This window comes from Micromonospora sp. CNZ299 (assembly GCF_002754415.1).
Genome location: NZ_PEFG01000001.1, coordinates 2956330 through 2981531, shown reverse-complemented (window position 1 = coordinate 2981531; position 25202 = coordinate 2956330). Strand labels below are relative to the sequence as shown.

The 25202-nt window shown below is 71.6% G+C and carries 22 protein-coding genes; 9 read left to right on the top strand and 13 right to left on the bottom strand.

Features of this window, described 5'->3' with window-relative positions; all coding sequences use genetic code 11:
• The first annotated feature begins 11 nt into the window (after nt 1–11).
• From CLT68_RS14140 to CLT68_RS14130, 3 genes are read left to right on the top strand one after another with little or no spacing between them, the layout of a single operon-like run.
• Nucleotides 12–389 carry a metalloregulator ArsR/SmtB family transcription factor gene (locus CLT68_RS14140; protein WP_099857135.1) on the top strand — a complete coding sequence of 126 codons (378 nt, stop codon included), beginning with the start codon at nt 12–14 and terminating at the stop codon, nt 387–389.
• Complete coding sequence (locus CLT68_RS14135) at nt 386–892, top strand: SRPBCC family protein (RefSeq protein WP_099851403.1); 507 nt, start codon at nt 386–388, stop codon at nt 890–892. Before CLT68_RS14140 ends, CLT68_RS14135 begins: the two co-directional genes overlap by 4 nt.
• Nucleotides 889–1296, top strand: a complete 408-nt coding sequence (locus CLT68_RS14130) for a VOC family protein (RefSeq protein ID WP_099851402.1) — start codon at nt 889–891, stop codon at nt 1294–1296. The genes CLT68_RS14135 and CLT68_RS14130 overlap by 4 nt, the downstream gene beginning before the upstream one ends.
• 9 nt (nt 1297–1305) lie before the next feature.
• Here CLT68_RS14130 and CLT68_RS14125 read toward each other — a convergent pair whose 3' ends face one another.
• The 3 genes from CLT68_RS14125 to CLT68_RS14115 are packed head-to-tail and all read right to left on the bottom strand — an operon-like array spanning nt 1306 to nt 5977.
• Entirely contained in the window at nt 1306–3861 is a 2556-nt protein-coding gene (locus tag CLT68_RS14125; protein ID WP_099851400.1) for a bifunctional GNAT family N-acetyltransferase/acetate--CoA ligase family protein, read from the bottom strand.
• A gap of 25 nt (nt 3862–3886) precedes the next feature.
• Nucleotides 3887–5068 carry an acetoin utilization protein AcuC gene (locus CLT68_RS14120; RefSeq protein WP_099851399.1) on the bottom strand — a complete coding sequence of 394 codons (1182 nt, stop codon included), beginning with the start codon at nt 5066–5068 and terminating at the stop codon, nt 3887–3889.
• Nucleotides 5069–5116: 48 nt separating this feature from the next.
• The gene (locus tag CLT68_RS14115) at nt 5117–5977 is read right to left on the bottom strand and encodes a sulfurtransferase (protein WP_099857133.1); all 861 of its coding nucleotides are present in this window, start codon (nt 5975–5977) and stop codon (nt 5117–5119) included.
• 101 nt (nt 5978–6078) lie between these two features.
• Between CLT68_RS14115 and CLT68_RS14110 the strand changes: the two genes are divergently transcribed.
• Nucleotides 6079–6768, top strand: a complete 690-nt coding sequence (locus tag CLT68_RS14110) for an iron-dependent transcriptional repressor DtxR (RefSeq protein WP_088946789.1) — start codon at nt 6079–6081, stop codon at nt 6766–6768.
• Between the two features lie 34 nt (nt 6769–6802).
• Here CLT68_RS14110 and CLT68_RS14105 read toward each other — a convergent pair whose 3' ends face one another.
• The gene (locus tag CLT68_RS14105) at nt 6803–7351 is read right to left on the bottom strand and encodes a hypothetical protein (protein WP_099851397.1); all 549 of its coding nucleotides are present in this window, start codon (nt 7349–7351) and stop codon (nt 6803–6805) included.
• A gap of 110 nt (nt 7352–7461) precedes the next feature.
• Nucleotides 7462–7716, bottom strand: coding sequence for a DUF5522 domain-containing protein (locus CLT68_RS14100; RefSeq protein WP_088946787.1), 255 nt, complete (start codon nt 7714–7716; stop codon nt 7462–7464).
• A 51-nt stretch (nt 7717–7767) separates the two neighbouring features.
• Here CLT68_RS14100 and CLT68_RS14095 point away from each other — a divergent pair, with 51 nt between their 5' ends.
• Nucleotides 7768–8619 carry an alpha/beta fold hydrolase gene (locus CLT68_RS14095; RefSeq protein ID WP_099851395.1) on the top strand — a complete coding sequence of 284 codons (852 nt, stop codon included), beginning with the start codon at nt 7768–7770 and terminating at the stop codon, nt 8617–8619.
• Here CLT68_RS14095 and CLT68_RS14090 read toward each other — a convergent pair.
• Nucleotides 8607–9719 (bottom strand): carboxypeptidase-like regulatory domain-containing protein, encoded by a 1113-nt coding sequence (locus CLT68_RS14090; RefSeq protein ID WP_099851394.1) that lies wholly within the window; start codon nt 9717–9719, stop codon nt 8607–8609. The two genes, CLT68_RS14095 and CLT68_RS14090, sit on opposite strands and share 13 nt — an antisense overlap.
• A gap of 204 nt (nt 9720–9923) precedes the next feature.
• On the opposite strand from CLT68_RS14090, the gene CLT68_RS14085 reads away from it, so the two are divergent.
• Nucleotides 9924–10865 (top strand): MerR family transcriptional regulator, encoded by a 942-nt coding sequence (locus tag CLT68_RS14085; protein WP_099851392.1) that lies wholly within the window; start codon nt 9924–9926, stop codon nt 10863–10865.
• A gap of 14 nt (nt 10866–10879) precedes the next feature.
• On the opposite strand, the gene CLT68_RS14080 is transcribed toward CLT68_RS14085, so the two are convergent.
• Nucleotides 10880–11815, bottom strand: coding sequence for a DUF2332 domain-containing protein (locus CLT68_RS14080; protein WP_099851391.1), 936 nt, complete (start codon nt 11813–11815; stop codon nt 10880–10882).
• A 39-nt stretch (nt 11816–11854) separates the two neighbouring features.
• On the opposite strand from CLT68_RS14080, the gene CLT68_RS14075 reads away from it, so the two are divergent.
• Entirely contained in the window at nt 11855–12070 is a 216-nt protein-coding gene (locus CLT68_RS14075) for a hypothetical protein (protein WP_099851389.1), read from the top strand.
• Between the two features lie 24 nt (nt 12071–12094).
• Here CLT68_RS14075 and CLT68_RS14070 read toward each other — a convergent pair whose 3' ends face one another.
• The 3 genes from CLT68_RS14070 to nrdR all read right to left on the bottom strand — a co-directional run bounded on the left by CLT68_RS14070 (nt 12095) and on the right by nrdR (nt 17833).
• On the bottom strand, nt 12095–13768 hold the full coding sequence (locus CLT68_RS14070) for a PQQ-binding-like beta-propeller repeat protein (protein WP_143743179.1): 1674 nt from the start codon (nt 13766–13768) through the stop codon (nt 12095–12097).
• 631 nt (nt 13769–14399) lie between these two features.
• A complete protein-coding gene (locus CLT68_RS14060) occupies nt 14400–17297 on the bottom strand; it encodes a vitamin B12-dependent ribonucleotide reductase (RefSeq protein ID WP_099851385.1) in 2898 nt (965 codons plus the stop codon).
• Nucleotides 17298–17332: 35 nt separating this feature from the next.
• Nucleotides 17333–17833 carry a transcriptional regulator NrdR gene (gene nrdR / locus CLT68_RS14055; RefSeq protein ID WP_099851383.1) on the bottom strand — a complete coding sequence of 167 codons (501 nt, stop codon included), beginning with the start codon at nt 17831–17833 and terminating at the stop codon, nt 17333–17335.
• A 538-nt stretch (nt 17834–18371) separates the two neighbouring features.
• On the opposite strand from nrdR, the gene lexA reads away from it, so the two are divergent.
• A complete protein-coding gene (gene lexA, locus CLT68_RS14050; protein ID WP_088946780.1) occupies nt 18372–19160 on the top strand; it encodes a transcriptional repressor LexA in 789 nt (262 codons plus the stop codon).
• 134 nt (nt 19161–19294) lie between these two features.
• Here the strand turns inward: lexA and CLT68_RS14045 are convergent, their stop codons facing one another.
• Both CLT68_RS14045 and hflX read right to left on the bottom strand, forming a co-directional pair.
• Nucleotides 19295–21064 (bottom strand): hypothetical protein, encoded by a 1770-nt coding sequence (locus CLT68_RS14045; RefSeq protein WP_099851381.1) that lies wholly within the window; start codon nt 21062–21064, stop codon nt 19295–19297.
• Between the two features lie 49 nt (nt 21065–21113).
• Nucleotides 21114–22568, bottom strand: coding sequence for a GTPase HflX (hflX, locus tag CLT68_RS14040; RefSeq protein WP_099851379.1), 1455 nt, complete (start codon nt 22566–22568; stop codon nt 21114–21116).
• 183 nt (nt 22569–22751) lie between these two features.
• Here hflX and CLT68_RS14035 point away from each other — a divergent pair, with 183 nt between their 5' ends.
• A complete protein-coding gene (locus CLT68_RS14035) occupies nt 22752–24218 on the top strand; it encodes an NAD-dependent malic enzyme (protein WP_099851378.1) in 1467 nt (488 codons plus the stop codon).
• 125 nt (nt 24219–24343) lie between these two features.
• Here the strand turns inward: CLT68_RS14035 and dapF are convergent, their stop codons facing one another.
• Nucleotides 24344–25198: a diaminopimelate epimerase gene (dapF, locus tag CLT68_RS14030; protein WP_099851376.1), complete on the bottom strand. Its 855-nt coding sequence runs from the start codon at nt 25196–25198 to the stop codon at nt 24344–24346.
• Nucleotides 25199–25202: the final 4 nt, after the last annotated feature.

Sequence of the window (25202 nt, the reverse complement as noted above, 5' to 3'; positions counted from 1 at the left end):
GGTTATACGTGGTGGGCACCGAACTGCTGGACGCGACCTTCGCGGCGCTGGCCGACCCGACCCGACGGGCCATCCTCGCCCGTCTCGCGACCGGGGAGGCGACCGTGACAGAGCTGGCAGCACCCTTCGCGATGAGCCAACCGGCCATCTCCAAGCACCTCAAGGTGCTGGAACGCGCCGGCCTCGTCAGCCGGGGACGGGACGCCCAGCGCCGACCCTGCCGCCTGGAGGCCCGGCCGCTGCGGGAGGCGACAGCCTGGCTCGCCGACTACCGCGACTACTGGGCGGAGAGCTATCAGCGCCTCGACGCGCTGCTCGACGAACTCCAGGCCGTCGACCAGACCGACACCGCCCGTCGACACTCCCGACCGGACGGGTCGCGCGGGTGAGCAGCGTCGACGACCCGCTCGTCGTCCACACCCCGGGTGATCGGGAGATCGTGCTGAGCCGGCTGTTCGAGGCACCGGCACGCCTGGTGTTCGCCGCCTTCACCCGACCCGAGCTGCTGGTCCGGTGGTACGGCGCGCGCGGCTGGAGGCTGGTGGAGTGCGATGTCGACCTGCGGGTCGGCGGGCGGTGGCGGTTCGTGTCGCAGGGCCCGGAGGGCGCGCGGATGGTCCAGGCTGGGGTCTACCGGCAGATCGAGCCACCGCACCGGCTGGTCTGCACCGAGCTGTTCGACGACCAGTCCTACCCGGGCGAGACGCTGGTCGGCCACGAGTTCACCGAACTGGCCGGTCGGACGACGGTCACCACCACGCTGCGCTACGCCACCACGGAGGGGCGGGACGCCGTGCTGCGCTACCCGATGACCCGAGGGGTCGGGCAGAGCTACACGCGGCTCGCCGACCTGCTGCATTCCACAACGACGATACGAGGAGAGCAACCATGAACTGGACGCTGGAAGTGGTGATCGTGCCGGTCACCGACCTGGACCGGGCCAAGAAGTTCTACGTCGAGCAGCTCGGCTTCGTGGTGGACCACGACACCGTGATCGGCGACGAGGCGCGCATCATCCAGCTGACCCCGCCCGGCTCCGGCTGCTCGATCGTGATCGGCAAGGGCGCCGTCCCGGACATGCCACCCGGGTCGCTCAAGGGTCTGCAACTGGTGGTGCCCGACATCGAGCGGGCCCACGCGGAGCTGGTCGAACGTGGCGTGGAGGTCAGCGACGTCCAGGTGCTGGGTGCCAGCCCAAGCGCCACGCCGCACCCGTTGGACAATGTCGGCTTCGTCTTCTTCACCGACCCGGACGGCAACGCCTGGGCCGTCCAGCAGATCTCCAGCCGCGCCTGACCGCCCCCGTCACAGGCGGCGGGGGCCGGTGTCCGGGCGGGCAACCACACCGCCGACGCGCACCTGGGCGTGCAGGACCGAGATGCCGTCCGGGCGGGCGAGCACCGGGTTGAGGGTCAGCGACCGCACCCGGGGCTGCTCGTCGGCGAGCTGACCGACCCGCAACAGCAGGTCGGCCAGGGCCGCCCGGTCGACCGGCGCGGCGCCCCGGTGCCCCCGCAGCAACGGCGCAGCCCGGGGCTCGTCGACCAGCTCGGCCGCGTCCCGGTCGGTCAGCGGCACCGCCCGCCAGGCCCGGTCGCCCAGCAGCTCGGTGGCGACCCCGCCGAGGCCGAAGCCGACCACCGGCCCGAACGCCGGGTCCTCCACCAACTCCACCACGCAGGCCACACCGGGCGGCACCATCGGCTGGACCAGAACGTCCGCGCCGAAGGTCGCCGCCAGCTCGGCGTACGCCCGGCGGAGGGTCGGCTCGTCGGGCAGGTCGAGCCGGACCGCGCCGAGGTCGACCCGGTGCCGCAGCCCGGGATCCGCCGCCTTCAGCGCCACCGGGAACCCCAGCCGCGTCGCCGCGTCCACCGCCGCGCCGACCGAGTCGACGGGCACCGAGGCCACCACGTCGATGCCGTACGCGGCCAGCAGCGCCCCCGGGTCGGTGCCGTCGGCGCGGAGCGCGGCCTGCGCGGCGGCCCGGTCGATGCCGAGCAGCTCGGGTGCCACCCCGGGCGGGCGGCGCAGCCACTCGGCGTACCGGTGCACCCGGGCGAGCGCCCGCACCGCCTCCTCCACGCCCCCGTACGCGGGCACTCCCGGCGGCAGCCGGCCGACCAGGAACGTCGCCACTGTCGGTTTGCCCAGCGCGAGGGCGGCCGGCAGCGCGGCGGTCACGTCGGCGTCCACATCGGTCAGCTGCCCGGGCAGCGGCGGGGCGAAGACCACCACCAGGGCGTCCACCCCCTCGTCGGCGGCCGTCTCCGCGAGAGCGGCGGCGAACTCGGCGGCACCGGCGCTCGGCCCGACGTCGCGGGGATGACCGTCGGCCACCGTGAGGCCGTGCCCGACGCAGGCGGTGGCGGCCAGCCCGGTCAGGGCCGAGGAGTTGCCGACCACACCGACCCGTCCGCCGACCGGCAACGGCTGGTTGGCCAGCAGCACACCCACGTCGAGCAGCTCCGGCACGGTGTCCACCCGGATCACCCCGGACTGGGCGAAGAGCGCGGCCACCGCCACCTCGTCCGGGCCGGCGGTGTCTCCGACCCCGACCGGGCGGGCCGGCGAGGCGAGCGCGACGACCGGTTTGGCACGGCCGATCCGCCGGGCCAGCCGGGCGAACTTACGCGGGTTACCGAAGGTTTCCAGGTACAACATGATCACGTCGGTGCCGGCATCGTCCTGCCAGTACTGGAGGAGGTCGTTACCGGAGACGTCGGCCCGGTTGCCGGCCGAGACGAAGTTGGACAGCCCCAGACCGCGCCGGTCCGCCTCGGCGAGCAGTGCCACCCCGAACGCGCCGGACTGGCTGAAGATGCCCACCCGACCGGCCGGCGGCAGCGCCGGGGCGAGGGTGGCGTTGAGGCGTACCGTCGGGTCGGTGTTGGCCACGCCCAGGCAGTTCGGGCCGACCACCCGCATGCCGGCGGCGTGCGCCGCGCGGACCAGCGCCCGCTGCGTGGCCGCGCCCTCGGCGCCGGCCTCGGCGAAGCCGGCCGAGATGACCACCAGGCCGTGCACCCCCGCGGCGGCGGCGTCGGCGACCACAGCGGTCGCCGCCCCCGGCGGGACCGCCACCACCGCCAGGTCCACCGGCGTCCCGGCCTCAACCGCGGAGGGGTACGCGGGCAGCCCTGCCACGGTGGACGCGCTCGGATGCACCGGCACCACCACGCCGGTGAAACCGCCGTCGCGCAGGTGCCCGAGCACCGCGGCGCCGACGCCCTGACCGGTGGCGCTGGCGCCATAGACGGCGATGCCACGTGGGGCCAACAGCCGGGCGATGGAACGGGCCTCGGTGCGGTGTTCCCGGCCGCGCTGCACCTCCAGCGTGGCCTCGGTGGGCGCGATCGGGAAGCTCAGGTGCACCACACCGTCGGCGTACTCGCGCTGGACCTGGTAGCCGAAGTCGGCGAAGACGCGCAGCATCGTCCCGTTGGCCGGCAACACCTCGGCGACGAAGCTCATGATCCCGTTTCGCCGGGCCGCATCGGCCAGGTGCTCCATCAGCACCGAGCCGATGCCCCGGCCCTGGTAGGCGTCCTCCACGACGAAGGCCACCTCCGCCTCCGGGGCCTGCGGGCCGAGCCGCTCGTAACGGCCGACCGCGACGATCCGGTCGCCGGCCAGCACCACGAACGCCTCCCGGTCGCGGTGGTCGACGGTGACGAACCGGATCAGATCCCGTTCCGGGATGCGCGGGTACGGCGAGAAATACCGCAGATAGCGGGTGCGCTCGGAGAAGCGGCTGTGCATCGCCACGATGCCCGGCGCGTCGGACGGGTCGATCGGTCGCAACTGGACGGTGCTGCCGTCGCTGAGCAGCACGTCCACCGGTTGGCTCACGGTCGTCACCGGCGTGGCCCTCCCCTGGCCCGGCTCAGTCCCGCGGGTCGTACGGGTCGAGCCCGAGCAACGGGAAGACCGTCTTGCGGGTCGCGGCGATCGCCCGGTCCACCGCGTTGGGCTCGCCGGTCGGCTGCCAAGGCTCGAACGACGGGTCCGCGTCGTCGGTCATCCGCAACGGCACCTCCCGGCCCAGACGACGGGAGGCGACCAGCTCCCGCCAGGCGAGCGGGGTGAGCGTGGCCGGGGCGATCGGGTCACCGGTGGCCACGGCCAGCAGGTGACTCCACGCCCGGGGCACCACCTCGACCAGGGCGTACCCACCACCGCCGGTGGCCACCCACCGACCGTCGCACAGCTCGTCGGCGAGTGCCCGCATCGCCAGGTAGGTGGCCCGTTGGCCGTCCACCGTCAGGTTGAGGTCGGCGAGCGGGTCCAGTCGGTGCCCGTCGGCGCCACACTGGCTGACCAGCACCTGCGGCCGGAACGCGCGCAGCACCGACGGCACGATGGCGTGGAACGCCCGCTGCCAGGCGCTGTCCTCGACACCCGGCGGCAGCGGCATGTTGACCGCGCTGCCCTGCGCGCCCGGCCCACCCGTCTCGTCCGGGAAGCCCGTGCCGGGAAAGAGCGCCAGCGGGGTCTCGTGCAGGCTGATCGTGAGCACCCGGGGGTCGTTCCAGAAGATCTGCTGCACACCGTCGCCGTGGTGCACGTCGACATCCACGTACGCGACCCGCTCGGCGCCCAGGTCGAGCAGCCGGGCGATGGCCACCGCAGGGTCGTTGTAGACGCAGAAGCCGGAGGCTCGGGCGGGCATCGCGTGGTGCAGGCCACCGGCCACGTTCACCGCCCGCCGTGCGTCACCGCGCCAGACCGCCTCGGCGGCAGCCATCGTCGCACCGGCGATCAGCGCGCTGGACTCGTGCATCCCCTCGAAGACCGGGTTGTCGGACGTGCCCAGCCCGTACCCGGCGAAGAGCGGATCGCGCGGCGCGGCACGCACGGCGGCCAGGTAGGCCGGGTCGTGCACCCGGGTCAGCGCGGCGTCGTCGGCGGGCTCCGGCTTGACCACGCGCACCCCGGGGCGATCCAGGACGCCCAGCTCGCGGGCGAGCGCGATGGTCAACTCCACCCGGACCGGGTCGAGCGGATGGTCACCCATGTCGTAGGCGAGCAGCGACTCGTCCCACACCACCACAGTGTCGTCGGACATGAGCCCATCGTCGCACGAGGACCTTCGTCGGCCCACCGCACGCGCTGGTCAGCGGTCGGAAGTCGGCCCGGAGGCGACCGGCCGGGTCGGATCGGCCACCCAGTTGCTCCACGAACCGACGTAGAGCGCGGCGTCCGTGCGACCGGCCAGGTGCAGCGCGAGCACGGCCTGCGCGGCGGTCACCCCGGAGCCGCAGTACGCCCCGACAGCCCGCGCCCCGGTGACTCCGGCGGCGGCGAACCGCTCGCTCAGCACATCGGCGGCCGGGAAGCGCCCGTCCGGGCCGACGTACTCCCCGGCGGGCAGGTTCGCCGCTCCCGGCACGTGCCCGGCGACCGGGTCGATCGGCTCGACCTCGCCCCGGTAACGGGGTGCCGCCCGCACGTCGAGCAGCACCGCGTCGTCCGCGGCGGCCAGTTCGGCGGCCTGCCCCGCGTCGAGCACCGGAAGATCACCGGGACGCACGACGATGTCGCCGGAGGTCGGGGCTGGCGCGTCGGTGGAGACCGGCAGGCCGGCGGCGACCCAGGCCGGGAAGCCACCGTGCAGCAGGCGCACCGGCCGGTGCCCCGCCCAGCGCAACGTCCACCAGGCCCGGGCGGCAGCCAGGCCGTCGCCACCGTCGTACACCACAACGGGGTGACCGGCGCGGACGCCGACGGCGCGCAACGCGGCCTGCAACGCGGCCGGGTCGGGCAGTGGGTGCCGACCGCCGACGCCGGGCGGCCCGCAGAGCGCGGTGTCCAGGTCGACGAAGACCGCGCCGGGCAGGTGACCGGCGAGGTAGTCGTCGTGGCCGGGCGGGCCGATGAGCCACCAGCGGACGTCGAGCAGGGTGGGCGGATCGGCGTCGTCGAGCTCGGCGGCGAGCCGATCGACCTCGACCAGCGGCTCCTGGGTACCGGACATGGCGACCATCCAACACCATTCGTGCCGAGGGCTCACGGTTCGGCGGCGGCCGGCGGGCCAACACCCGAGGTAGCATCGTGCATCGGAGGGCCGCTGACCTTATGAAGTCTCACGACCTGGTCGATACGACCGAAATGTATTTGCGCACCATCCTTGAGCTGGAAGAGGAGGGGGTGCCGCCGCTGCGTGCCCGGATCGCCGAACGGCTGCAGCAGAGTGGCCCCACCGTGAGCCAGACCGTCGCCCGGATGGAGCGCGACGGCCTGCTCACCGTCGAGGGAGACCGGCACCTGACGCTCACCGCCCAGGGTCGCGGCAGCGCCGTGTCGGTGATGCGCAAGCACCGCCTGGCCGAGCTGCTGCTGGTCAACGTCATCGGGATGCCCTACGAGGAGGCCCACGAGGAGGCCTGCCGCTGGGAGCACGTGATGAGCGACGCGGTGGAGAAGCGGGTGTACGACCTGCTCAACCGGCCGACCCGCTCCCCGTACGGCAACCCCATCCCAGGGCTGCAGGAGCTGGGCTCGCCGGCCGCGGAGGCCACCGAGGCCGCCGAGGGTGAGCGCAACCTGGCCTTCCCCGGTCTTTCCGGGTCGGTCGTGGTGCGCCGGATCTGCGAGAGCGTGCAGAAGGACGCCGACGTGCTGCGCCAGCTGCACGCCGCCGGTGTCGACCCGGGCGCCACGGTGACCGTGGCACAGGAGCGCGACGGCGTCTCGATCGACCGCTCCGGGGACCGGGTGCGGCTGCCCCGCGAGGTCGCCTCCCGGGTTTTCGTCGCCGCCAGCTGAGTCGCCGTCAACTGATCAACCGGACACCCGGGCGTCACAACGCCCGGGTGTCCACCTTTTTCGCCAGCGCGGCCAGGCCACCGGTCAGCTTCTCCGCCGCCGAGCGCTCGCCGCCACGGGCCGCAGTCCAACTCACCGTGGCCAACCGTCCGTCGGCGGCCAGCCAGCCCACCTCGGCGACCGGCCCATGCCCGCTCGCCGCAGCGGTCGTCCGCCGGTACGCCTGCTGGCCCAGCCCGGTGACCTTCGCCGCCTTGTCGGGCACCACATCCGCGGCGAAGGTGGCCTTGTCGATCCTGGTCTCGGACACACTCAGTGTCAGCTCCGGCAGCGTCGCGCTCCTGGCCCGCACCACACAGGTGTGCGTGTCGCCCTGTTCGCTGGCCGCCGCCACGTCGAAGCGCACCTTGACCAGTTGCTCGATCACCGCGAAGTCCAGCAGCCGGCAGGCCCCACCCGAGGAGGCCGCCGCCACGTCCACGGCGATCGGCACCGGCGGCGGCACCGCCACCGGCTCGGCCTCGGCAGCACAGCCGCTCACCAGCAGCCGCGCCACCCCGGCGACCACGATCCGCCCGCGCACGTTCCACCCTCTCGCCGACCGACGGCGGGAGGCGCCCGCCAGGTGTCCGTCGGACACCGTACGGGGTGTCGGTGTCGGGCGGAAGCCCTCTTCCCGCGGGCTGCCCGCGCCTATCCGGACTGTGGATCATCCACGTACGGGCAGTGCCGGCAACCGCGTCCACAGCACGTGCCACGGCGGGCCAGGAAGCCGGCGCTGAGCACGAACAACCCGCTCTGCGGATCGAGATAGCCGGCCTCCCCGGCGGCGAGCGCGGCGTCGTGCGCGGCGAGGATCCGGGCCCGGTCAGGGTGCTCCGGCGACAGCCGGGACGGGTGCGGCTCGGTGAGCGGCCGGTCGGCCAGGGGTCGTCGCTCTCCGCTCACCGAGGCAGTCTAGGTAAGCGCACGTCCCAACCGCCCTGGGAGGGTGTACCCATGGCCACCTTCGCCGCGTCCGACGGCACCACACTCGCGTACCGGAGCATCGGCGCGGGCGACCCGCTGGTCTGTCTGCCGGGCGGGCCGATGCGGGACTCGGCGTACCTCGGTGATCTCGGCGGTCTGGGCGCGCACCGGACGCTGGTCGTCCTCGACCTGCGGGGCACCGGTCGGTCGGCCGTACCGGCGGACGTCTCCACCTACCGTTGCGACCAGATGGTCGACGACGTCGAGGCGCTGCGCCGACACCTGGGCCTCGACCGGTGTGACGTGCTCGCGCACTCCGCCGGCGCCAACCTGGCCCTGGGGTACGCGACCCGCCATCCCGAGCGGATCGGCCGGCTCGCGCTGATCACACCGAGCACGCGGGCTCTCGGACTGGAGGCGACCGCCACGCTGCGCCGGGAGGTCACCCGGGTCCGAGCCGGCGAGCCGTGGTACCCGGCGGCAGCGGCGGCGTTGGACTCGATGGTGGCCGGTCGGGCGACCGCGGATGCCTGGCAGGCGATCGCACCGTTCTTCTACGGCCGGTGGGACGCCACCGCCCGCGCGCACCAGGCGGCGGAGAGGGGCCAGCGCAACCAGGACGCGGCCCGGGTCTTCGGCGCCGAGGGCGCCTTCGATCCGCCGGCGACCCGCGCCGCGCTCGCCGCACACCGGGGCCCGGTGCTGCTGCTGGCCGGTGAGGTCGACCTCGGCGCCCCGCCCGGCCTGGTCGCCCAACTCGCGGAGCTGGCACCGGGCGCCGAACTGGTCGTGCAACCGGGCGCGGGGCACTACCCGTGGCTTGACGACGCCGACAGGTTCACTGCCACGGTCTCGACGTTCCTGCGCTCTCAGCCCCGGTAGTCGTTCTGGTGGATGCCACCCTGCGAGGGCGCGCCGTACGAGCCCGGGAACTCGCGCACCGGCCCGAGGTGCAGTACCGCTGTCGGGGCGTCGGTCATGCTCCCACCGGCCGGCGCCAACAGCTGGGTCGTCGAGGGAACACCGGACTCCGCGACAGCGTCCGGTGTGTTCCTCAGGCGCATCACCACCAGTGCGAGCGCGCCCACGCCCGCGGCGACCAGCAGGCCACCCAGGAGCAGGAAAGGCAACGAACTGCTTCCCTCCTCGCTGACCGCCTTGAGGGTGGGCAGCGCAGCAGCGGGGGTGTCCTCGCCCACCTCCTCCGCGGCGAGAGGGCTTGCCTCCACGGCGGGCGACGCCGACGTCCTGGTGGGCGCTGCCACCGCCGAGAGGGTCAGCCCCACTGTCGCGACGTCACCGGCAGTGCCTCGTACGGTCGTGCGAGCGGTGCCGTAGCCGTCCATGGTCGCGCGGACGGTGATGGTGCCCTCGGCGATCGGCTTGCCGTCGCTCGACGTGATCGAGAACTGGCCGCTGCGGCTGCTGGTCGTCCGGTATTCGTGCCCGGCGCTGTCCGTGACGGTCAGGTTCACGCCGCCGATTGCCTTTCCGCTGGCGTCGCGGACCCGGCCGGAGACACTTTTCACCCCGGCTGCCGGCTTGTCCCCGCCGGATGGCGACGCACCCGGGCCATGGACGTAGACCGTCCTGTGGTCATAGCTGTTCTGCCCGGCAAGCCGCACGGCGACCGAGATGTTGAGGCCGGTGATCTCATTCGGACGAGCCGCGGGGGCGACGAGCGTCGTGTCGAAGGTCTGGCTCCGGCCGGGTCCCAGCTTCGGCTCTGCCCGGCATCCGGAGGTGCACCGCAGGCCGCCGCCGACCACCACGATGGCCGTTTCGGCCCTGCTGCCGGTGTTGGTGACGCTGAACCGCACGCGCACCGTCTCGTTGGGCTTCACGTTCTCCGCCGACACGCTCAGGATCCGGACGGGCTGCGGGGCGGCCGTCGCAGGCGCCGCCGACACCGCGAACGTCCCCCCGATCAGCGTGATCAATGCGGCCGCCCGGGTCCATCGGACACATAAGCGCGTCGTCACTTCCAACCACCTTCAGCAAGAGCAGGCAACACCGGTCGATGGCACCGCGGGCCACTATGCCCTGTCCGGGACGGGTTGCGCGACCCACCGCCGACGTCTGGCCGGAGGACACGACAATGCCGGGGACGGGTCTGAGCGAGTCGAATGCGCCTGTCGCCGGTGTCGGGTTGAGTCTCCAGCGGGGGGAGACAGCAGGGTGGGGACATGAACGGGAAACCGCCGTACACGATCGGCGACCTGGCCGGGCGGACCGGCCTGAGCGTCAAGACGATCCGGTACTACGCCGACCGGGGAATCGTGCCGCCCACCGACCGGAGCCCCGCCGGCTACCGCCTGTTCGACGCCGAGGCGGTTGCCCGACTGGAACTGGTCCGCACCCTGCGCGAGCTGGGCGTGGACCTGGCCACCGTTCGCCGCGTGGTGAACCGCGAGGTGACCCTGCCCGAGGTGGCCGCCGCGCACGCCGAGGCGTTGGCGGTGCAGATCCGGGTGCTGCGGCTGCGCCAGGCGGTGCTCACCGTCGCGGCGAGGCGCGGGGCAGGCCCGGCGGAGGTGGACGACCTGCACCGCCTGGCCCAGCTCACCACGCGCGAGCGGGGGCACCTGGTGGGCGACTTCCTGAACACCGTCTTCGCTGGTCTACGCGACCAGCCCACCTCGCCCGGTGTCGTCGTGTCGATGACACCGAGCCTGCCCGACGAGCCCAGCACCGAGCAGGTCGAGGCGTGGCTGGAGCTGGCCGAGCTGTGCCAGGACGCCAGTTTCCAGGCGAGCATGCGACGGTTGGCGCGCCAGCACGCCGCCGACCACGACGTCCCGGGACTGCCCCGCCCGGACGCCGTCGCGGTGGTTCGGGACGCGGTGGCCCCCGCCCTGGCGGCCAGTCTCGATCCGACCGCTCCCGAGGCGGATGCCGTGGTCGCGAGGGTCATCGACCGGTACGCGCGTCTGCGGGGCCGCCCGGACGACGCCGACCTGCGCCAGCGGCTGCTCGACCGACTGACCGTGGCGAACGATCCTCGCCGGGACCGCTATGTCGACCTGCTGTCGGTGCTCAACGGCTGGTCGACCGGCGACGCGGTCGCCCCGGCGGCGGAGTGGTTCATCCAGGCCCTACGCGCCCGGATGCCCGAACCGGCCCGCTGAGCCGACTCACGGCGTCACCCGAACCAGGTCATCGCCTGGCCGTGGCCCCGGGCCCAGGCCAACGGCCTGCCATCCAACGCGAGGACGTTGTGCATGGCATCGTCCGGCGGGTCGGGCAGCCCGTCGTGCCGCAGCACCTCCGGTGCCTCGTTCGCGATCCAGTGACCGGGCAGCTCACGGACCAGCCGGACGAACTCCTCCCGGCGCGGCGGCGGCACCTGGTAGAGCACTGACGTGTGAAAGACCACCAGCGTCGCGTCGGCCGGTGCCCGGGCGGCCAACGCCGGCAGGTCGTCCACCAGATCGCCGCGAACCAGCAGCGGCGGGTCGGCCGCGGCGACCGCCGCAGCGGCGCGCAGCCGGGCCCGCCGGTGCGCGTGCTCCGGCCAGATCAACGCGTCCAACCAGGACACGTCGCCGGGGTCGGTCACGTCGAGAGGGTTGAGGTCCAGGCCGGCCCGCCACACCACCTGGGGTACGCGGGTCGGCGGCACCAGACCGCTGGCCGCGCACTCCAGGACCGGCTCGCCGGAGCCGACCTGGTGCTTGCCGTAGCGGTACGCGTACCGGTCGGGGTAGAGGCAGAGCCCGGCGGACGCGCCGACCTCCAGCAGGGCGAGGGGCTGCGGCAGCGCGGCGAGCACCGGCAGCAGGACCGCACACCGGCCGCTCTCGTTCGTCTGGGTGGCCCGGGTGAGCAGCTCCGCCTTGACGGCGGGCCAGTGCGTCACCGTGAAGTCGTGAAAGGCGGCCGGGTCGTCGACCGGGCCGCCGAGCCAGCGGACGACGCTGAACAACAGGTTGGGCTGCCGCTTGGCCGGCGGAAGCGCATCCAGCAGGGCGAGCAGGGCATCATCGTCGGCGACGGCGTGCGACAGACGCTCGTAGGTGGGCGACACCCCGCGCGCCTCACGCCTGCCGAACTCCGCGTACGCCTCGGCGGTCGTCATGCCCTCATCGTCGCAGCCCGTTCCTCGGTAATTCAGCTCGTGCTCGCCTCGTCGCTGGACACCGCCGATTCCGTCGCCGACGCGTTGCGTGGGTACGAGGCGCGGCGACGCCCGCGTACCGACTGGGTGCTCAGCCAGACCCACCGCCGGGACAAGGCCACCGGACTCCCGCCGGTGCTGCGCGACCTGGTGATGCGCCGCCTCGGCGAGCAGATGTTCCGGTCGAACTACGGCCCGCTGTTCGCCCAGCCCTGACGCCGCTCACTGCCGCACGGCCTCTCATGCCGCCGTGGGGACGGGAACCACAAGCACTTGGCCATCGAGGGTGCCGACCGCCACGCGACCATCACCTACCCGCGCCAGCGAGAGCGGTACGACAGGGTGACCTGCAACCCGTAGTTCCTGCCGAACGTGCACAGCGCCGTCCTCGGCCCTCAGGACGATCAGCTCTCCGGAGTTGAGCACGACATAGACGAAGGTGTCGTCGGCGTCCAGGGCGGTGGCCTTTCGGTCGGCGGTCAAGATCCACTGCAGCTCACCGGTCGGATACCGGCGGCGGACCACGAAGGCGTTTCCCGGCAGCAGCCCCGCGCGGTCGTGAACCGCACCGCTGTGTACGAGCGTCGGCCCGGCCGCGTCGTCCAGGTACACACCGCTGCCGCCGAACAGGTGGCCGCCTCGCGACGCATCCCATTCGAGCGGGAAGAGTTGCCGGACCCGTCCCGTCGGCACGTCGACGGCGACCACCCATTTGTCGCGCCCGGGCTCGCCCCGCCGGCCCTGAAGAAACAGCAGATCCGGGGCGTACCGGATGTCGAAGAAGTGATTGAAAAGGTCGTACGAGCCGAGTTGGATGGTGGCCGCAGCGTCAGCGGGCGGCCCGAAGGTGACTTCTCCGGCTGTTCTGCTGCGCCTGTCATGGTCGGTGTCGCGAAGCGCCCACGAGCCATCGGTCCTGCCAACGAGGAGTGCGGGATTGGACGATTCGTGGGTCTTGCGGACCGTGCCGTCGTCCAGATCGATCTCCAGCACGACGCTCGGGTCCTGGGCCCACCGCCCACCCTCGTACCGGCTCGGCACCTGAGTCAACACCAGGGCTGTCCGATCGCCCGGCAGCACCCGGATCTGATAACCCGTGCCATCGGTCGGTACCTGCCAGAGCAACTCCCCAGATGCCCCCGACCAACATTCAAGACCGACACCCTCCAGTGCGGTGAGGATCCGGCCGTCCGCGAGCGCCTCGACCGCCCACACGCCCCGTCTCACGGCCCACACCTGGCCGTGTTGGCGGCAGAGTTGCGAGACGGTGGCGACTGCCACAGCCGTATCGATCGAAGGTTCGTCCGGGACTGGTTGTTCGCCGTAGGGCATTCGCAGCATGCCTACGACGGCTCGGTCCCAGTCATCGCGGCTGATCGAGCACGCCAGGGAGGTCGTGCCGAACCGCTCCTCGTCCGGGTCACACGGAATGGCAAGCACCAGGTCGAGCGTCTGCGGGCTTCGCCACGTGATCCGTCGCACCTGGCGGGGATGGCCCAGCAACGAGACGGCGATACCGGTCGTCAGGTCCAGCAGGAGCAGCTCGCCCTTGTAGGACCACCCGCCGTCGTAGGAGCCGGTGCCGATCGCCACCAGGGGCAGAGTTGGATGAAAGGCGATGCTGTGGACCGGCCAGCGAGCGGTTACTTGATGGACGCAGGTGAGGTCGTCGGTCCGGTAGACCGCCAGCGGATGCGGCCCGGAGCCGCGACCAATGTCGCGGCCGTGCCATTGGGTCCGGCCAAGATCGCCACCGACCGCGATCAGATCACCGTTGGGGGAGTTGGCGGTGACGCGGGGCTGGCCGATCTCACGGAAGGGCCCGGCACCCAGCACGCGGGTTTCGGAGCGCTTCACCGGTTGGCGGCAGGTTCGATTCTCTCGATCATGTTGGCATCCTGCAGTGCCTGGCATTCGAGGGCAAGACAATTCCCGTTAGGTGCTGGGACGGCTTCCACCACCCTCGACCACATCGCGGTTCATTGGGGCGGCTTCCTGCGCCGGGAGATCTCCTCCAAGTGCTGGCGTTGGATCGGGTGGGATCCACTTGTGCGAGTTGTCGCTGTAGTGGAACCGCTCGCCGCCCCGCCGGATGAGACAAACCGGACCCAGCCCAGGAAGCGCCGGTGCAGCAGCCCGGCGGGCACCCAGGTCAGGTCCTCGGCAGCCCAGACCAGGTAGGACCCCATGTAGATACCCAACGACACGGGCGCACCTTCAAACTCGGCGCGCAGCTCGGTGCGCCGGGTCCGGCAGGGCCAGGGCGCATCGCAGCCGCCGCAGGTCCACACCGGAAGGGACGCGGACGAGGTGGACGAGTGGGCCAAGCACAACCGTCCGCCACGCCCGACCGAGGGCGACGAAGAGCGCTAGCGGGCCAGCAGACAACACCATGACGAGAGTGATGCCTGTGAGTCATCAAAATGACTCACAGGCATCAGCGTCAACGACAACATGCCCTCGGCGCGAACCTTCATGGACCTGGAAAGGGCGCTGCCCCGGCCTCCCATGAGGGAAGCCGGGGCAGCGCCGCTTTTCGCGTACGTCAGCTGCAGCCGCTGGTGGAGCCGCAGCCCTCGCAGACGTAGCAGCTGCCGGCCGGGCGCATCTTCGTGCCGCAGGTGAAGCAGAGCGGCGCGTCGGCGGCCTTGCCGATCACGGCCTCCAGCAGTTCGGTGCTGGAACCCACGCTCGGCGCCGGCTTGGCGGCGGCCACGTCGGCCATCTCCTGGGCCGGCTGCGCGACCGCCTCCGACTTGGCCGGGGCCTCCACGGGCGCCGAGGACGCCATCGCGGTGAGCTCGGCACCGGTGACGCCGGCGGCCTCCGCGTCGGCCTCGGCCCGCAGTTGGGCGGCCCGCTCCGAAGCGGTGAAGATGCCCAACTCGGCGCGGCGCTCGTAGGGCAGGAAGTCCAGCGCCAGGCGACGGAAGATGTAGTCCATCACCGAGGCCGCCATCCGCACGTCCGGGTCGTCGGTCATGCCGGCCGGCTCGAAGCGCATGTTGGTGAACTTGCTGACGAACGTCTCCAGCGGCACGCCGTACTGCAGACCGATGCTGATGGCCACCGAGAAGGCGTCCATCACCCCGGCCAGGGTCGAGCCCTGCTTGGACATCTTGAGGAAGACCTCGCCGAGGCCGTCATCCGGGTAGGACGACGCGGTGAGGTAGCCCTCGGCGCCTCCGACGGAGAAGCTGACCGTCTCGGACGGGCGCTTCTTCGGCAGGCGCTTACGCACCGGCCGGTACTCGATGACCTTCTCCACCGCGACCGGCGCGGCCTCGACGGCGGCCGGCTCGGTGGCCTTGTTGGACTTCGCGACCGAGAGCGGCTGACCGACCTTGCAGTTGTCCCGGTAGATCGCCAGCGCCTTGAGGCCGAGCTTCCAGCCCTCGAAGTAGATCTTCTCGACGTCCTCGACGGTGGCCGCCTCCGGCATGTTGACCGTCTTGGAGATGGCGCCGGAGACGAACGGCTGGATGGCCGCCATCATCCGCACGTGACCCATCGGGGCGATCGTCCGCTCCCCCATGGCGCAGTCGAAGACCGGGTAGTGCTCCGGCTTGAGGCCGGGGGCGTCCACCACGTGGCCGTGGTCGGCGATGTGCTCGACGATCGCCTCGACCTGCTCCTCGGGGTAGCCGAGGCTGCGCAGGGCGCGCGGAACCGTCTGGTTGACGATCTGCATCGAGCCGCCGCCGACCAGCTTCTTGAACTTGACCAGCGCCAGGTCCGGCTCAACGCCGGTCGTGTCGCAGTCCATCATGAAGCCGATCGTGCCGGTCGGGGCAAGGACGCTCGCCTGGGCGTTGCGCCAGCCGAACTTGTCGCCGATCTTGTTGCCCTGGGTCCACTGCCTGGTCGCCTCACGGACGATCGCGGTGGCCACCGGGCTGGTCGGCTTGATCTCGTCGTTGGCCGCGGCGTGCTTGCGCATGACCCGCTTGTGCGGCTCGGCGTTGCGGGCGTAGCCGTCGTACGGGCCGACGACGCCGGCCAGCTCGGCGGAGCGGCGGTAGGCGGTGCCGGTCATCAGCGACGTGATCGACGCGGCGACCGAGCGGCCCTGGTCCGAGTCGTACGGCAGGCCGGTTGCCATCAGCAGGGCGCCGAGGTTGGCGTAGCCGATGCCGAGCTGCCGGTAGGCGCGGGAGGTCTCACCGATCTTCTCGGTCGGGAAGTCCGCGAAGCAGATCGAGATGTCCATCGCGGTGATGACGAACTCGACGGACTTGACGAACTTCTCCACCTCGAAGCCACCGTCGGCGCGGAGGAACTTCATCAGGTTGAGTGAGGCCAGGTTGCACGAGGAGTTGTCCAGGTGCAGGTACTCCGAGCACGGGTTCGACGCGGTGATCCGCCCGGTCTCCGGGCAGGTGTGCCAGTCGTTGATCGTGTCGTCGTACTGCAGGCCCGGGTCGGCGCACTCCCAGGCGGCCTGGGAGATGGTGCGGAACAGCTTCTTGGCGTCGACGGTGTCGATCACCGAGCCGTCCAGCCGACCGCGCAGGTCGAAGCCGCCGCCGTTCTCCACCGCCGACATGAACTCGTCGGAGACCCGGACCGAGTTGTTGGCGTTCTGGTACTGCACGCTGACGATGTCGGAGCCGCCGAGGTCCATGTCGAACCCGGCGTCGCGCAGGGCGCGGATCTTGTGCTCCTCGCGCGCCTTCGTGACCACGAACTCCTCGATGTCCGGGTGGTCCACGTCGAGGATGACCATCTTGGCCGCCCGGCGGGTCGCGCCGCCGGACTTGATGGTGCCGGCGGAGGCGTCGGCGCCCCGCATGAAGCTGACCGGGCCCGAGGCGGTGCCGCCGGAGGAGAGCAGCTCACGCGACGAGCGGATCCGCGACAGGTTGACCCCGGAGCCGGAGCCGCCCTTGAAGATCAGCCCTTCCTCCTTGTACCAGTCGAGGATCGAGTCCATCGAGTCGTCGACGGCCAGGATGAAACAGGCGCTGACCTGCTGCGGCGACGGCGTGCCGACGTTGAACCAGACCGGCGAGTTGAAGCTGAACACCTGGTGCAGCAGCATCCAGGTCAGCTCGTGGTCGAAGATCTCGGCGTCGGCCGGGCTGGCGAAGTAGCCGTACTCCTCGCCCGCGGTGCGGTAGGTGGTGACCACCCGGTCGATCAGCTGCTTGAGCGACCACTCCCGCTCCGGGGTCCCCACCGCGCCCCGGAAGTACTTGGTAGTCACGATGTTGGCCGCGTTGACGCTCCACGACTGCGGGAACTCGACCCCCCGTTGCTCGAAGTTGATCGAGCCGTCCCGCCAGTTGGTCATCACGACGTCGCGGCGCTCCCAGGTGACCTCGTCGTACGGGTGGACCCCCTCGGTCGTCCACACCCGCTCGATCTTCAGCCCCGCGCCTGCCTTGTTTCGTGAACGGCTAGTTGTCACGCCGTCGCCCCCCTCGTCTGCGCGGTCACCCACCGCGCGTCCCAATCTCTTTGAAAAACTGTGAAGATTCAGCTGGTACGGCCGGCGGCCTCAACCGCATCGGCCCTGCCCTGCCCCCGGGCGCGCGCCGCGGCCCGCAACGTCTCGATCTCGCGCTCGAAGTCGGCGAGTGATTCGAAGGAGCGGTAGACGCTGGCGAACCGCAGGTAGGCGATCTCGTCCAGGTCGCGCAGTGGGCCCAGGATCGCCAGGCCCACATCGTGGCTGGGGATCTCGGCGGCCCCCTTGGCCCGGACCGTCTCCTCCACCCGCTGCGCGAGCAGCGCGAGTGAGTCGTCGTCCACCGGCCGGCCCTGGCACGCCTTGCGCACCCCGCCGATGATCTTCGTACGACTGAACGGCTCGGTCACCCCGCTGCGCTTGACGACAGCGAGGACCGCCTCCTCGACGGTGGTGAACCGCTTGCCGCATTCCGGGCAGGAACGCCGCCGTCGGATGAGCTGGCCGTCGTCGGCCTCTCGCGAGTCGACCACCCGGGAGTCAGCGTGCCGGCAGTACGGACACCGCATCGCCCACCTCCTAAAAATGATCAACTGCGCCCATACCGGACACACCCGGGCACGACTCACCACGGCGGTGCCACCCTCGGAGGGCGCCCGCCGTGATCGACGTTACGGGAGTGCGGTCGGTAGTCGGACCCAACCTGTGGGCTACTTACGCCCGTGTCACTACTACATCTAGGGGTTGACCGTATGTCGCTGGGGAAGCCGGGTCAAGTTGACCGGCGTGTCCGGCGCGTCACGGACCATCCGGTCATCCGCGACCATCGGCACGCCCGAAGACCCAACGCGAACAGCCCGCCCGGGTTACCGGCCAGCGGGCCAGAGTGACCCGGAAAACGGCCGACGATCGAACACCAGTGCTACCTGACGTACCATTTATCAGAACATCCGTACGACCGGAGCGCTTTTTCACCCCGACACGCCGGTGAGAGGTCGTACAGATGTTTGAAAATGACCGATCTCACCTATACGGTCATGAACAACGTGGCACACCGCACGCACCACGAGCCGACGAGGCACCCAGCGCCGACCAGGGAGGACGGACGTGACCGAGGACCGGGCCAGCCGGCCGAAGAGCCCGCAGCAGATCACCGAGGCGGGCCCGCCGGCCACCACCCGACGCCGCAGCGCCGCGCGCAGCCGGACGGGTCAGCCCGCCGTGCGCCAGGTCACCCCGGTGGTCAGCGCCTTCCCCGACCCGGCGACGATCGACCTGACCGCTCGCCAGCGTCGCATCCTGGAGTTCATCCGCACCTGGGTCGAGCGGCACGGCTACCCGCCGAGCGTCCGCGAGATCGGCGAGGCCGTCGGCCTGGTGTCGCCGTCCAGCGTGGCCTACCAGCTCAAGGAGCTGGAGAAGAAGGGCTTCCTGCGCCGCGACCCGAACCGGCCGCGCGCGGTGGACGTTCGTGCTCCCAGCGAGGCCATCGACGACGAGCTGTCCCGGGCGCAGCGGCCGACCCCGGCGTACGTGCCGATGCTCGGTCGGATCGCCGCCGGTGGGCCGATCCTCGCCGAGCAGGCCGTGGAGGACATCTTCCCCCTCCCCCGCGAGCTGGTGGGCGAGGGCGAAGTCTTCATGCTCCAGGTCAAGGGCGACTCGATGCTCGACGCGGCGATCTGCGACGGCGACTGGGTCGTCGTCCGGCAGCAGCCGACCGCCGACTCCGGCGAGATCGTGGCCGCCATGCTTGACGGCGAGGCGACCGTGAAGACCTACCGACGGCGCGACGGGCACGTCTGGCTGATGCCGCAGAACCCGGCCTTCGACCCGATCCCCGGTGACGATGCCACCATCATGGGCCGGGTCGTGGCGGTGCTGCGCCGAATCTGACCGGCCGGCGGGTGGGTGCCCACGGCGCCCACCCACGCCCGCTGTTCAGAAGCGCGGCCCACCCATGCCTGCTGTTCAGGCGCGCGGCCTACCCGCGTTGGTTGTTCAGGGGCGCGTGAGCGCGGCGACGCTCATCAGTAGCGGTCGCCCCGATAGCCGCGGCCGCCCCCGGGATACTGCCCGTACGGATCGACGGGACCGTCGTCGTCACGCCGGCGGGCGGGCCGCTGGCCCCGCTGGTCAGGTTCCTGCCCACCGCGCCGGGGCGGCTCCGCCCGACCGGCGCCGGGCTGGCCGCCGCCATCGCCGTACACACCGCCGCCAGGACGACCGCCCCCACGCTGCGGACGACCGCCAGCACCCTGCGGGCGACCGCTACCAGCAGCCGGGGGGCGACCGCCACCACTGGCCGGAGGGCGACCGCCACCACTGACCGGAGGGCGACCGCCACCAGCAGCCGGGGGGCGACCGCCACCACTGACCGGGGGACGACCTCCGCCGGCTGGGGGACGACCTCCGCCGTACACACCGCTGCCGGCGTCCGGCCGTGGCGTGCCGTAGCCACCGTCGGCCGGGCGACCACCGCCGCCGTACACCGCACCACCCGCCGGGGCCGGGCCGCCGCGACCCGCGGCGCCGCCGTAGACCGCGCCACCCGCTGGCGCGCCACCACCGTAGACACCGCTCTTCCGGCCGGTGGGCCCCGCGGGCCCGTCGGCGGCACGACCGGCACGTGGGCCTGCCGGCTCACCATCCGGGTCCGGCGAGTCGGGCCCGTCGGCGGCCGGCGGCCGTCGGCGCGCCCGGACGATGCCGAGGATCCCGGCGCCGACCAACAGGAGGCCGATCAACCCGACGGCGCCGACCAGGTAGGTGATGTCGTCGAGGCTCAGACCGTCGGTCCACGACTTCGCCGCGGCCGGCTTGGCACCGCCGGCCGCTGCGAGTGGCACCGCTGTCGAGGTGGACGGTGTGTAGCTGAGGATGTCGAGGGGCTCGTCCTCGGCGAAGCGGGCCGCGTCGGAGACGGTCAGGAACGACTTCCCGTCCGGCGTGTAGCTGATGGCCTCGCCGAACGGGTCGGCCAACGCCGTCACCCGGGGCTTGCCGGTGGTGAGCGCGCCGACGATGTCGCCGCCGCTCACGTCGTACTCGAAGGCGTCCGCGTAGGTGCGCAGGACCACCCGGGAGCCGTCCGGGGACCGGGCCGCGCCGGTGATGGCGATCCGACCGAACGTGTTGAGCGGGTTCTCCGTCTGCGTCTTGGGCAGCTCGATCTCGCCGGCCCTGCTCATCGGCACCGGAGCCGTGTCGCCGCTCTTCAGGGCCGCCGTCGGGGTGTAGATCTCGGCCTTGCCGCTGGTCACCTTCGTGATGATGAGCGGCTTACCGTCGTCGCCGATGAGCAACGCCTCGGCGTCGCGCGGTTTGGCCTCCGGGTACGCGAGCCGGTGCAGCGTCGGCTGCTTGGTGCCGGTGACCGGCATCGACCAGAGCGCGATGCGGCTGCGACGTTCCTTCGAGTCGGCGTTGTCGCCGATGTCGGCGATCCAGAGGGTGCTGCCGTCCTTGGAGAGAGCCAGATCCTCGGTGTCGAAGGGGCCCTGCCCGGAGTATCGGACCGGCTCCTTCGAGATCTTGCACTTGCTGTCGAGGAAGAAGACCCGCTTGCGTGCCGGGACCTCGGTGCCATCGTTGATGACGATGTAACCGCTCTTGGTCGCGACCAGCCCGGACAGCTCTCGCAGGCGCTCGTCGACGATCGTGCACCGCTTCTGACCGGCAGCGGCAGCGGACAGCCCCGACGACACGGGCGCGGGGGCCGCAGCGGCGACTCCGGCGAGCGCCACGGTTGCCCCGAGCAGGCCGAGGGCAACCGTGACCGAGGAAACAACGCGGCGCATTCGGCCAGTGTCGCATGCCACGCGTTTCAGGTGGATGACGCCGTGGGGCTCAGGACCGGGTGCCGGCCGCCTGTCCCTGCCGCGCGACGTCGAACGGCGCCAGCTCCGCAGCCAGCTCCGCACTGACGCGGACGTGCAGCAGGGTGCCCTCCGGCAGGTGCGACGTGCTGAGCACCTCGCCGGTGCGGTGCACCCGGGACACCAGGTCACCCCGGTCGTACGGCAGGACCGCCCGGACCTCGACGGCCGGCTGCGGCAGCCGGTCCTCGATGGCCGAGCGCAGGTCCTCGATGCCCATGCCGGAGTACGCCGATACGAAGATCGCGTCCGGCCAGAGCCGCTTGAGCCGCAGCAGAGTGTCCTCGTCGGCGGCGTCGGTCTTGTTGACCACCAGCAGCTCGGGGAGCCGATCGGCGCTCACCTCGGCGAGCACCTCGTGCACCGCCCGGACCTGCTCCTCCGGATCCGGGTGGGTGCCGTCGACGACGTGCACCACCAGATCCGCCTCCGCGACCTCCTCCAGCGTCGAGCGGAACGCCTCGACGATCTGGTGCGGGAGGTGCCGGACGAAGCCGACCGTGTCGGAGAGCGTGTAGATCCGCCCATCCGAGGCGGTGGCCTTACGGGTGGTCGGGTCCAACGTCGCGAACAGCGCGTTCTCCACCAGCACACCCGCGTCCGTCAGCCGGTTGAGCAGGCTTGACTTGCCGGCGTTGGTGTAGCCCGCGATGGCCACGGCGGGGATCGAGTTGCGGGTGCGTCGGGCACGCTTGGTGACGCGTACCGTCCGCATGTTCTTGATCTCGCGGCGCAGCCGGGAGATGCGGTGGCGGATACGCCGCCGGTCGGTCTCCAGCTTGGTTTCACCGGGACCACGCACACCCACACCGCCACCGGCGCCGCCGCCCCGGCCGGAACCACCGGTCTGCCGGGAGAGCGTCTCACCCCAACCGCGCAGTCGGGGCAGCAGGTATTGGAGCTGGGCCAGCTCGACCTGCGCCTTACCTTCCTTGCTCTTGGCGTGCTGGGCGAAGATGTCGAGGATCAGCGCCGTCCGGTCGACAACCTTGACCTTGGTGCGCTGCTCCAGGTTGCGCAGCTGCGACGGCGACAGCTCACCGTCGCAGATGACCGTGTCGGCGCCGGTGGAAAGCACCACCGCGCCGAGGTCGTCGACCTTGCCGCGGCCAATGTACGTCGCCGGGTCGGGTCGTGTGCGACGCTGAATGAGCCCTTCGAGCACCTGCGAACCGGCCGTCTCGGCCAGCGCGGCAAGCTCGGTCAGCGAATTTTCCGCATCGGCGATCGTGCCCTCGGTCCAGACGCCCACCAGGACGACCCGCTCCAGCCGCAGCTGGCGGTATTCCACCTCGGTGACGTCGGTGAGCTCGGTTGACAGGCCCGGGACGCGTCGCAGGGACTGCCGCTCCGACAGCTCCATCTCGCCGGTGGTGACGTCGTCGAGCTCGTCCTCGACGGGGACAAAGCTCTCCTGGTCTCGCAAGCGGTTCTCCTGTCCGTTTTGATAAGTAGAACGTAATCCTGACATGACACAACGCCGAACGCACCTGCTATATGCCCATGCTGAAGGTCGCCAAAAGTGGGGGCGAATGCTGGTCGGACTCGACAACCCGGTAGAAATGCGGGCGGCGGCCGACTGGCCGCACAGCCGTGACGGAGGGATCCCGTGGCCATCACCCGACTGCCGAGCGCCGGATTTTCAATCACCATCCGGATCGCCGTAACCGCGGACGCCTCCTCGATCGGCCGCCTCACCACCTCGGTCGGCGAGGCCGGGGCGATCGTCACGGCGCTGGACGTGGTGGACTCGGACCCGACCCACGTGATCGTCGACCTGACCTGCGACACCGCAGACGCCGGCCACGCCGACCAGGTGGTCGACGCGTTGACCGCGCTGGACGGCGTGGATGTCCGCAAGGTGTCGGACCGGACGTTCCTCCTGCACCTCGGCGGCAAGATCGAGGTGACCTCGAAGGTCGCACTGCGCAACCGTGACGAGCTGTCCCGGGCGTACACCCCAGGGGTGGCCCGGGTCTGCATGGCGATCGCCGAGAACCCGGCGGACGCCCGGCGGCTGACCATCAAGCGCAACACCGTCGCGGTGGTCAGCGACGGCTCGGCGGTGCTCGGCCTGGGCAACCTGGGCCCGGCCGCGTCGCTGCCCGTGATGGAGGGCAAGGCGGCGCTGTTCAAGCGCTTCGGCGGGGTGGATGCCTGGCCGGTGGTGCTGGACACCCAGGACACCGACGAGATCGTGCAGATCGTCAAGGCGATCGCGCCCGCGTACGGCGGGATCAACCTGGAGGACATCGCAGCGCCGCGCTGCTTCGAGATCGAGGCCCGGCTGCGCGAGGCGCTGGACATTCCGGTCTTCCACGACGACCAGCACGGCACCGCGATCTGCGTGCTGGCCGCGCTGACCAACGCGCTGCGGGTGGTCGGCAAGCGGCTCGAGGACGTCCGCGTGGTCGTCTCGGGCGCCGGCGCGGCCGGCACCGCGATCATGAAGCTGCTGCTGCGCCAGGGCGTCGGCGACATCATCGCGTACGACCGGGAGGGCGCCCTGCACCGCGGGCTGACCGGGCTCAACTCGGCGTGGCAGTGGCTGGCGGAGAACACCAACAAGGAGAACTACTCGGGCGACCTGCCGGGTGCGATCCGGGGTGCCGACGTGTTCATCGGGGTGAGCGCGCCGAACCTGCTCACCGGCGACGACATCGCCCAGATGGCGAAGGACTCGATCGTCTTCGCGCTCGCCAACCCGGACCCGGAGGTCGACCCCCGGGAGGCGCGCAAGTACGCCGCCGTGGTCGCCACCGGTCGCTCCGACCAGCCGAACCAGATCAACAACGTACTCGCCTTCCCCGGTGTGTTCCGCGGCATGCTCGACGCGCACGCCGAGGAGTTCACCGAGGAGATGGCCCTCGCGGCCGCCCGGGCCATCGCCGACGTGGTCGGTGAGGACAAGATCAACCCGACGGTGATCGTGCCGAGCGTCTTCGACTCCCGGGTCGCCCCGGCGGTCGCCGCCGCCGTCCGCGCCGCCGCGCACAACCCCAGCCCACTTCCGGCCGCCGACCCCGGCCCGGCGGACCTCCCCGAGATCGCGGCCAACGCCAGCGCGACCCCCTGACGCACTCCCCCTGTTGATCAAGAGGTTTGCGTCAGGATCCGCGTTGTTCCTGACACAAACCTCTTGATCAACCCAGGTGGCGGGGCAGGGCGCTGATCAACCCGGGTGGCGGGGCAGGGCGCTGATCAACCCGGGTGGCGGGGCAGGGCGCTGGGGTCCAGGTCACCTGTTGCCACCAGGACGGCTGGGCCGGACAGCCAGCAGGAGTCCGCCGTCACCGTGACCGTCACACGGCCACCGGGCACGTCCACGGCGACCACTCCGGTGTCCCGGCCGGCGTCACGCAGGGCCACCGCGCCCACCGCACAGGCACCGGTGCCGCAGGACAACGTCTCGGCGCTGCCACGCTCATACACCCTCATCAGGCTGTGCGCGTCGGTGGCGTCGACCGGGTCGCCCGCCACGATGAACTCCACGTTCACCCCGCTCGGGAAGACCTCCGGGTCGAACCCGGGCGCGGTCGTCAGGTCCAGCGCGGACAACTCCACGCCGGCCGGCAGGACGCAGACCAGGTGCGGGTTGCCGACGTCCACCACCGCACCGGTCAGGGTCAGCCCGCCGAGGGTGGCGGCGGAGCTGTCGTACACCTGGGGGCGGCGCATCTCGACGGACACCAGGTCGCCCTCGACCAGCGCGCGCACGACGCCGGCCCGGGTGGCTACCGGCAACGCCGCGCCGGCGGGCGTGGCCAGCCCGGTGTCGAGCAGGTAGCGCACGAAGACCCGGGCGCCGTTGCCGCACATCTCGGCGAACGAACCGTCGGCGTTCCAGTAGTCCATGAACCACTCGGCCTCGCCGGCCAGCCCGGCGCCGTCCGGATGCTTGGCCGCGCGGACCACCCGCAGCACGCCGTCCGCGCCGATGCCCCGCCGCCGGTCGCAGAGCGCCGCGACCAGCTCCGGGGTCAGGTCGAGCTGACCGTCCGGGTCGGGAAGGAGGACGAAGTCGTTGCCGGTGCCGTGGCCCTTGGTGAACTCCACGCCC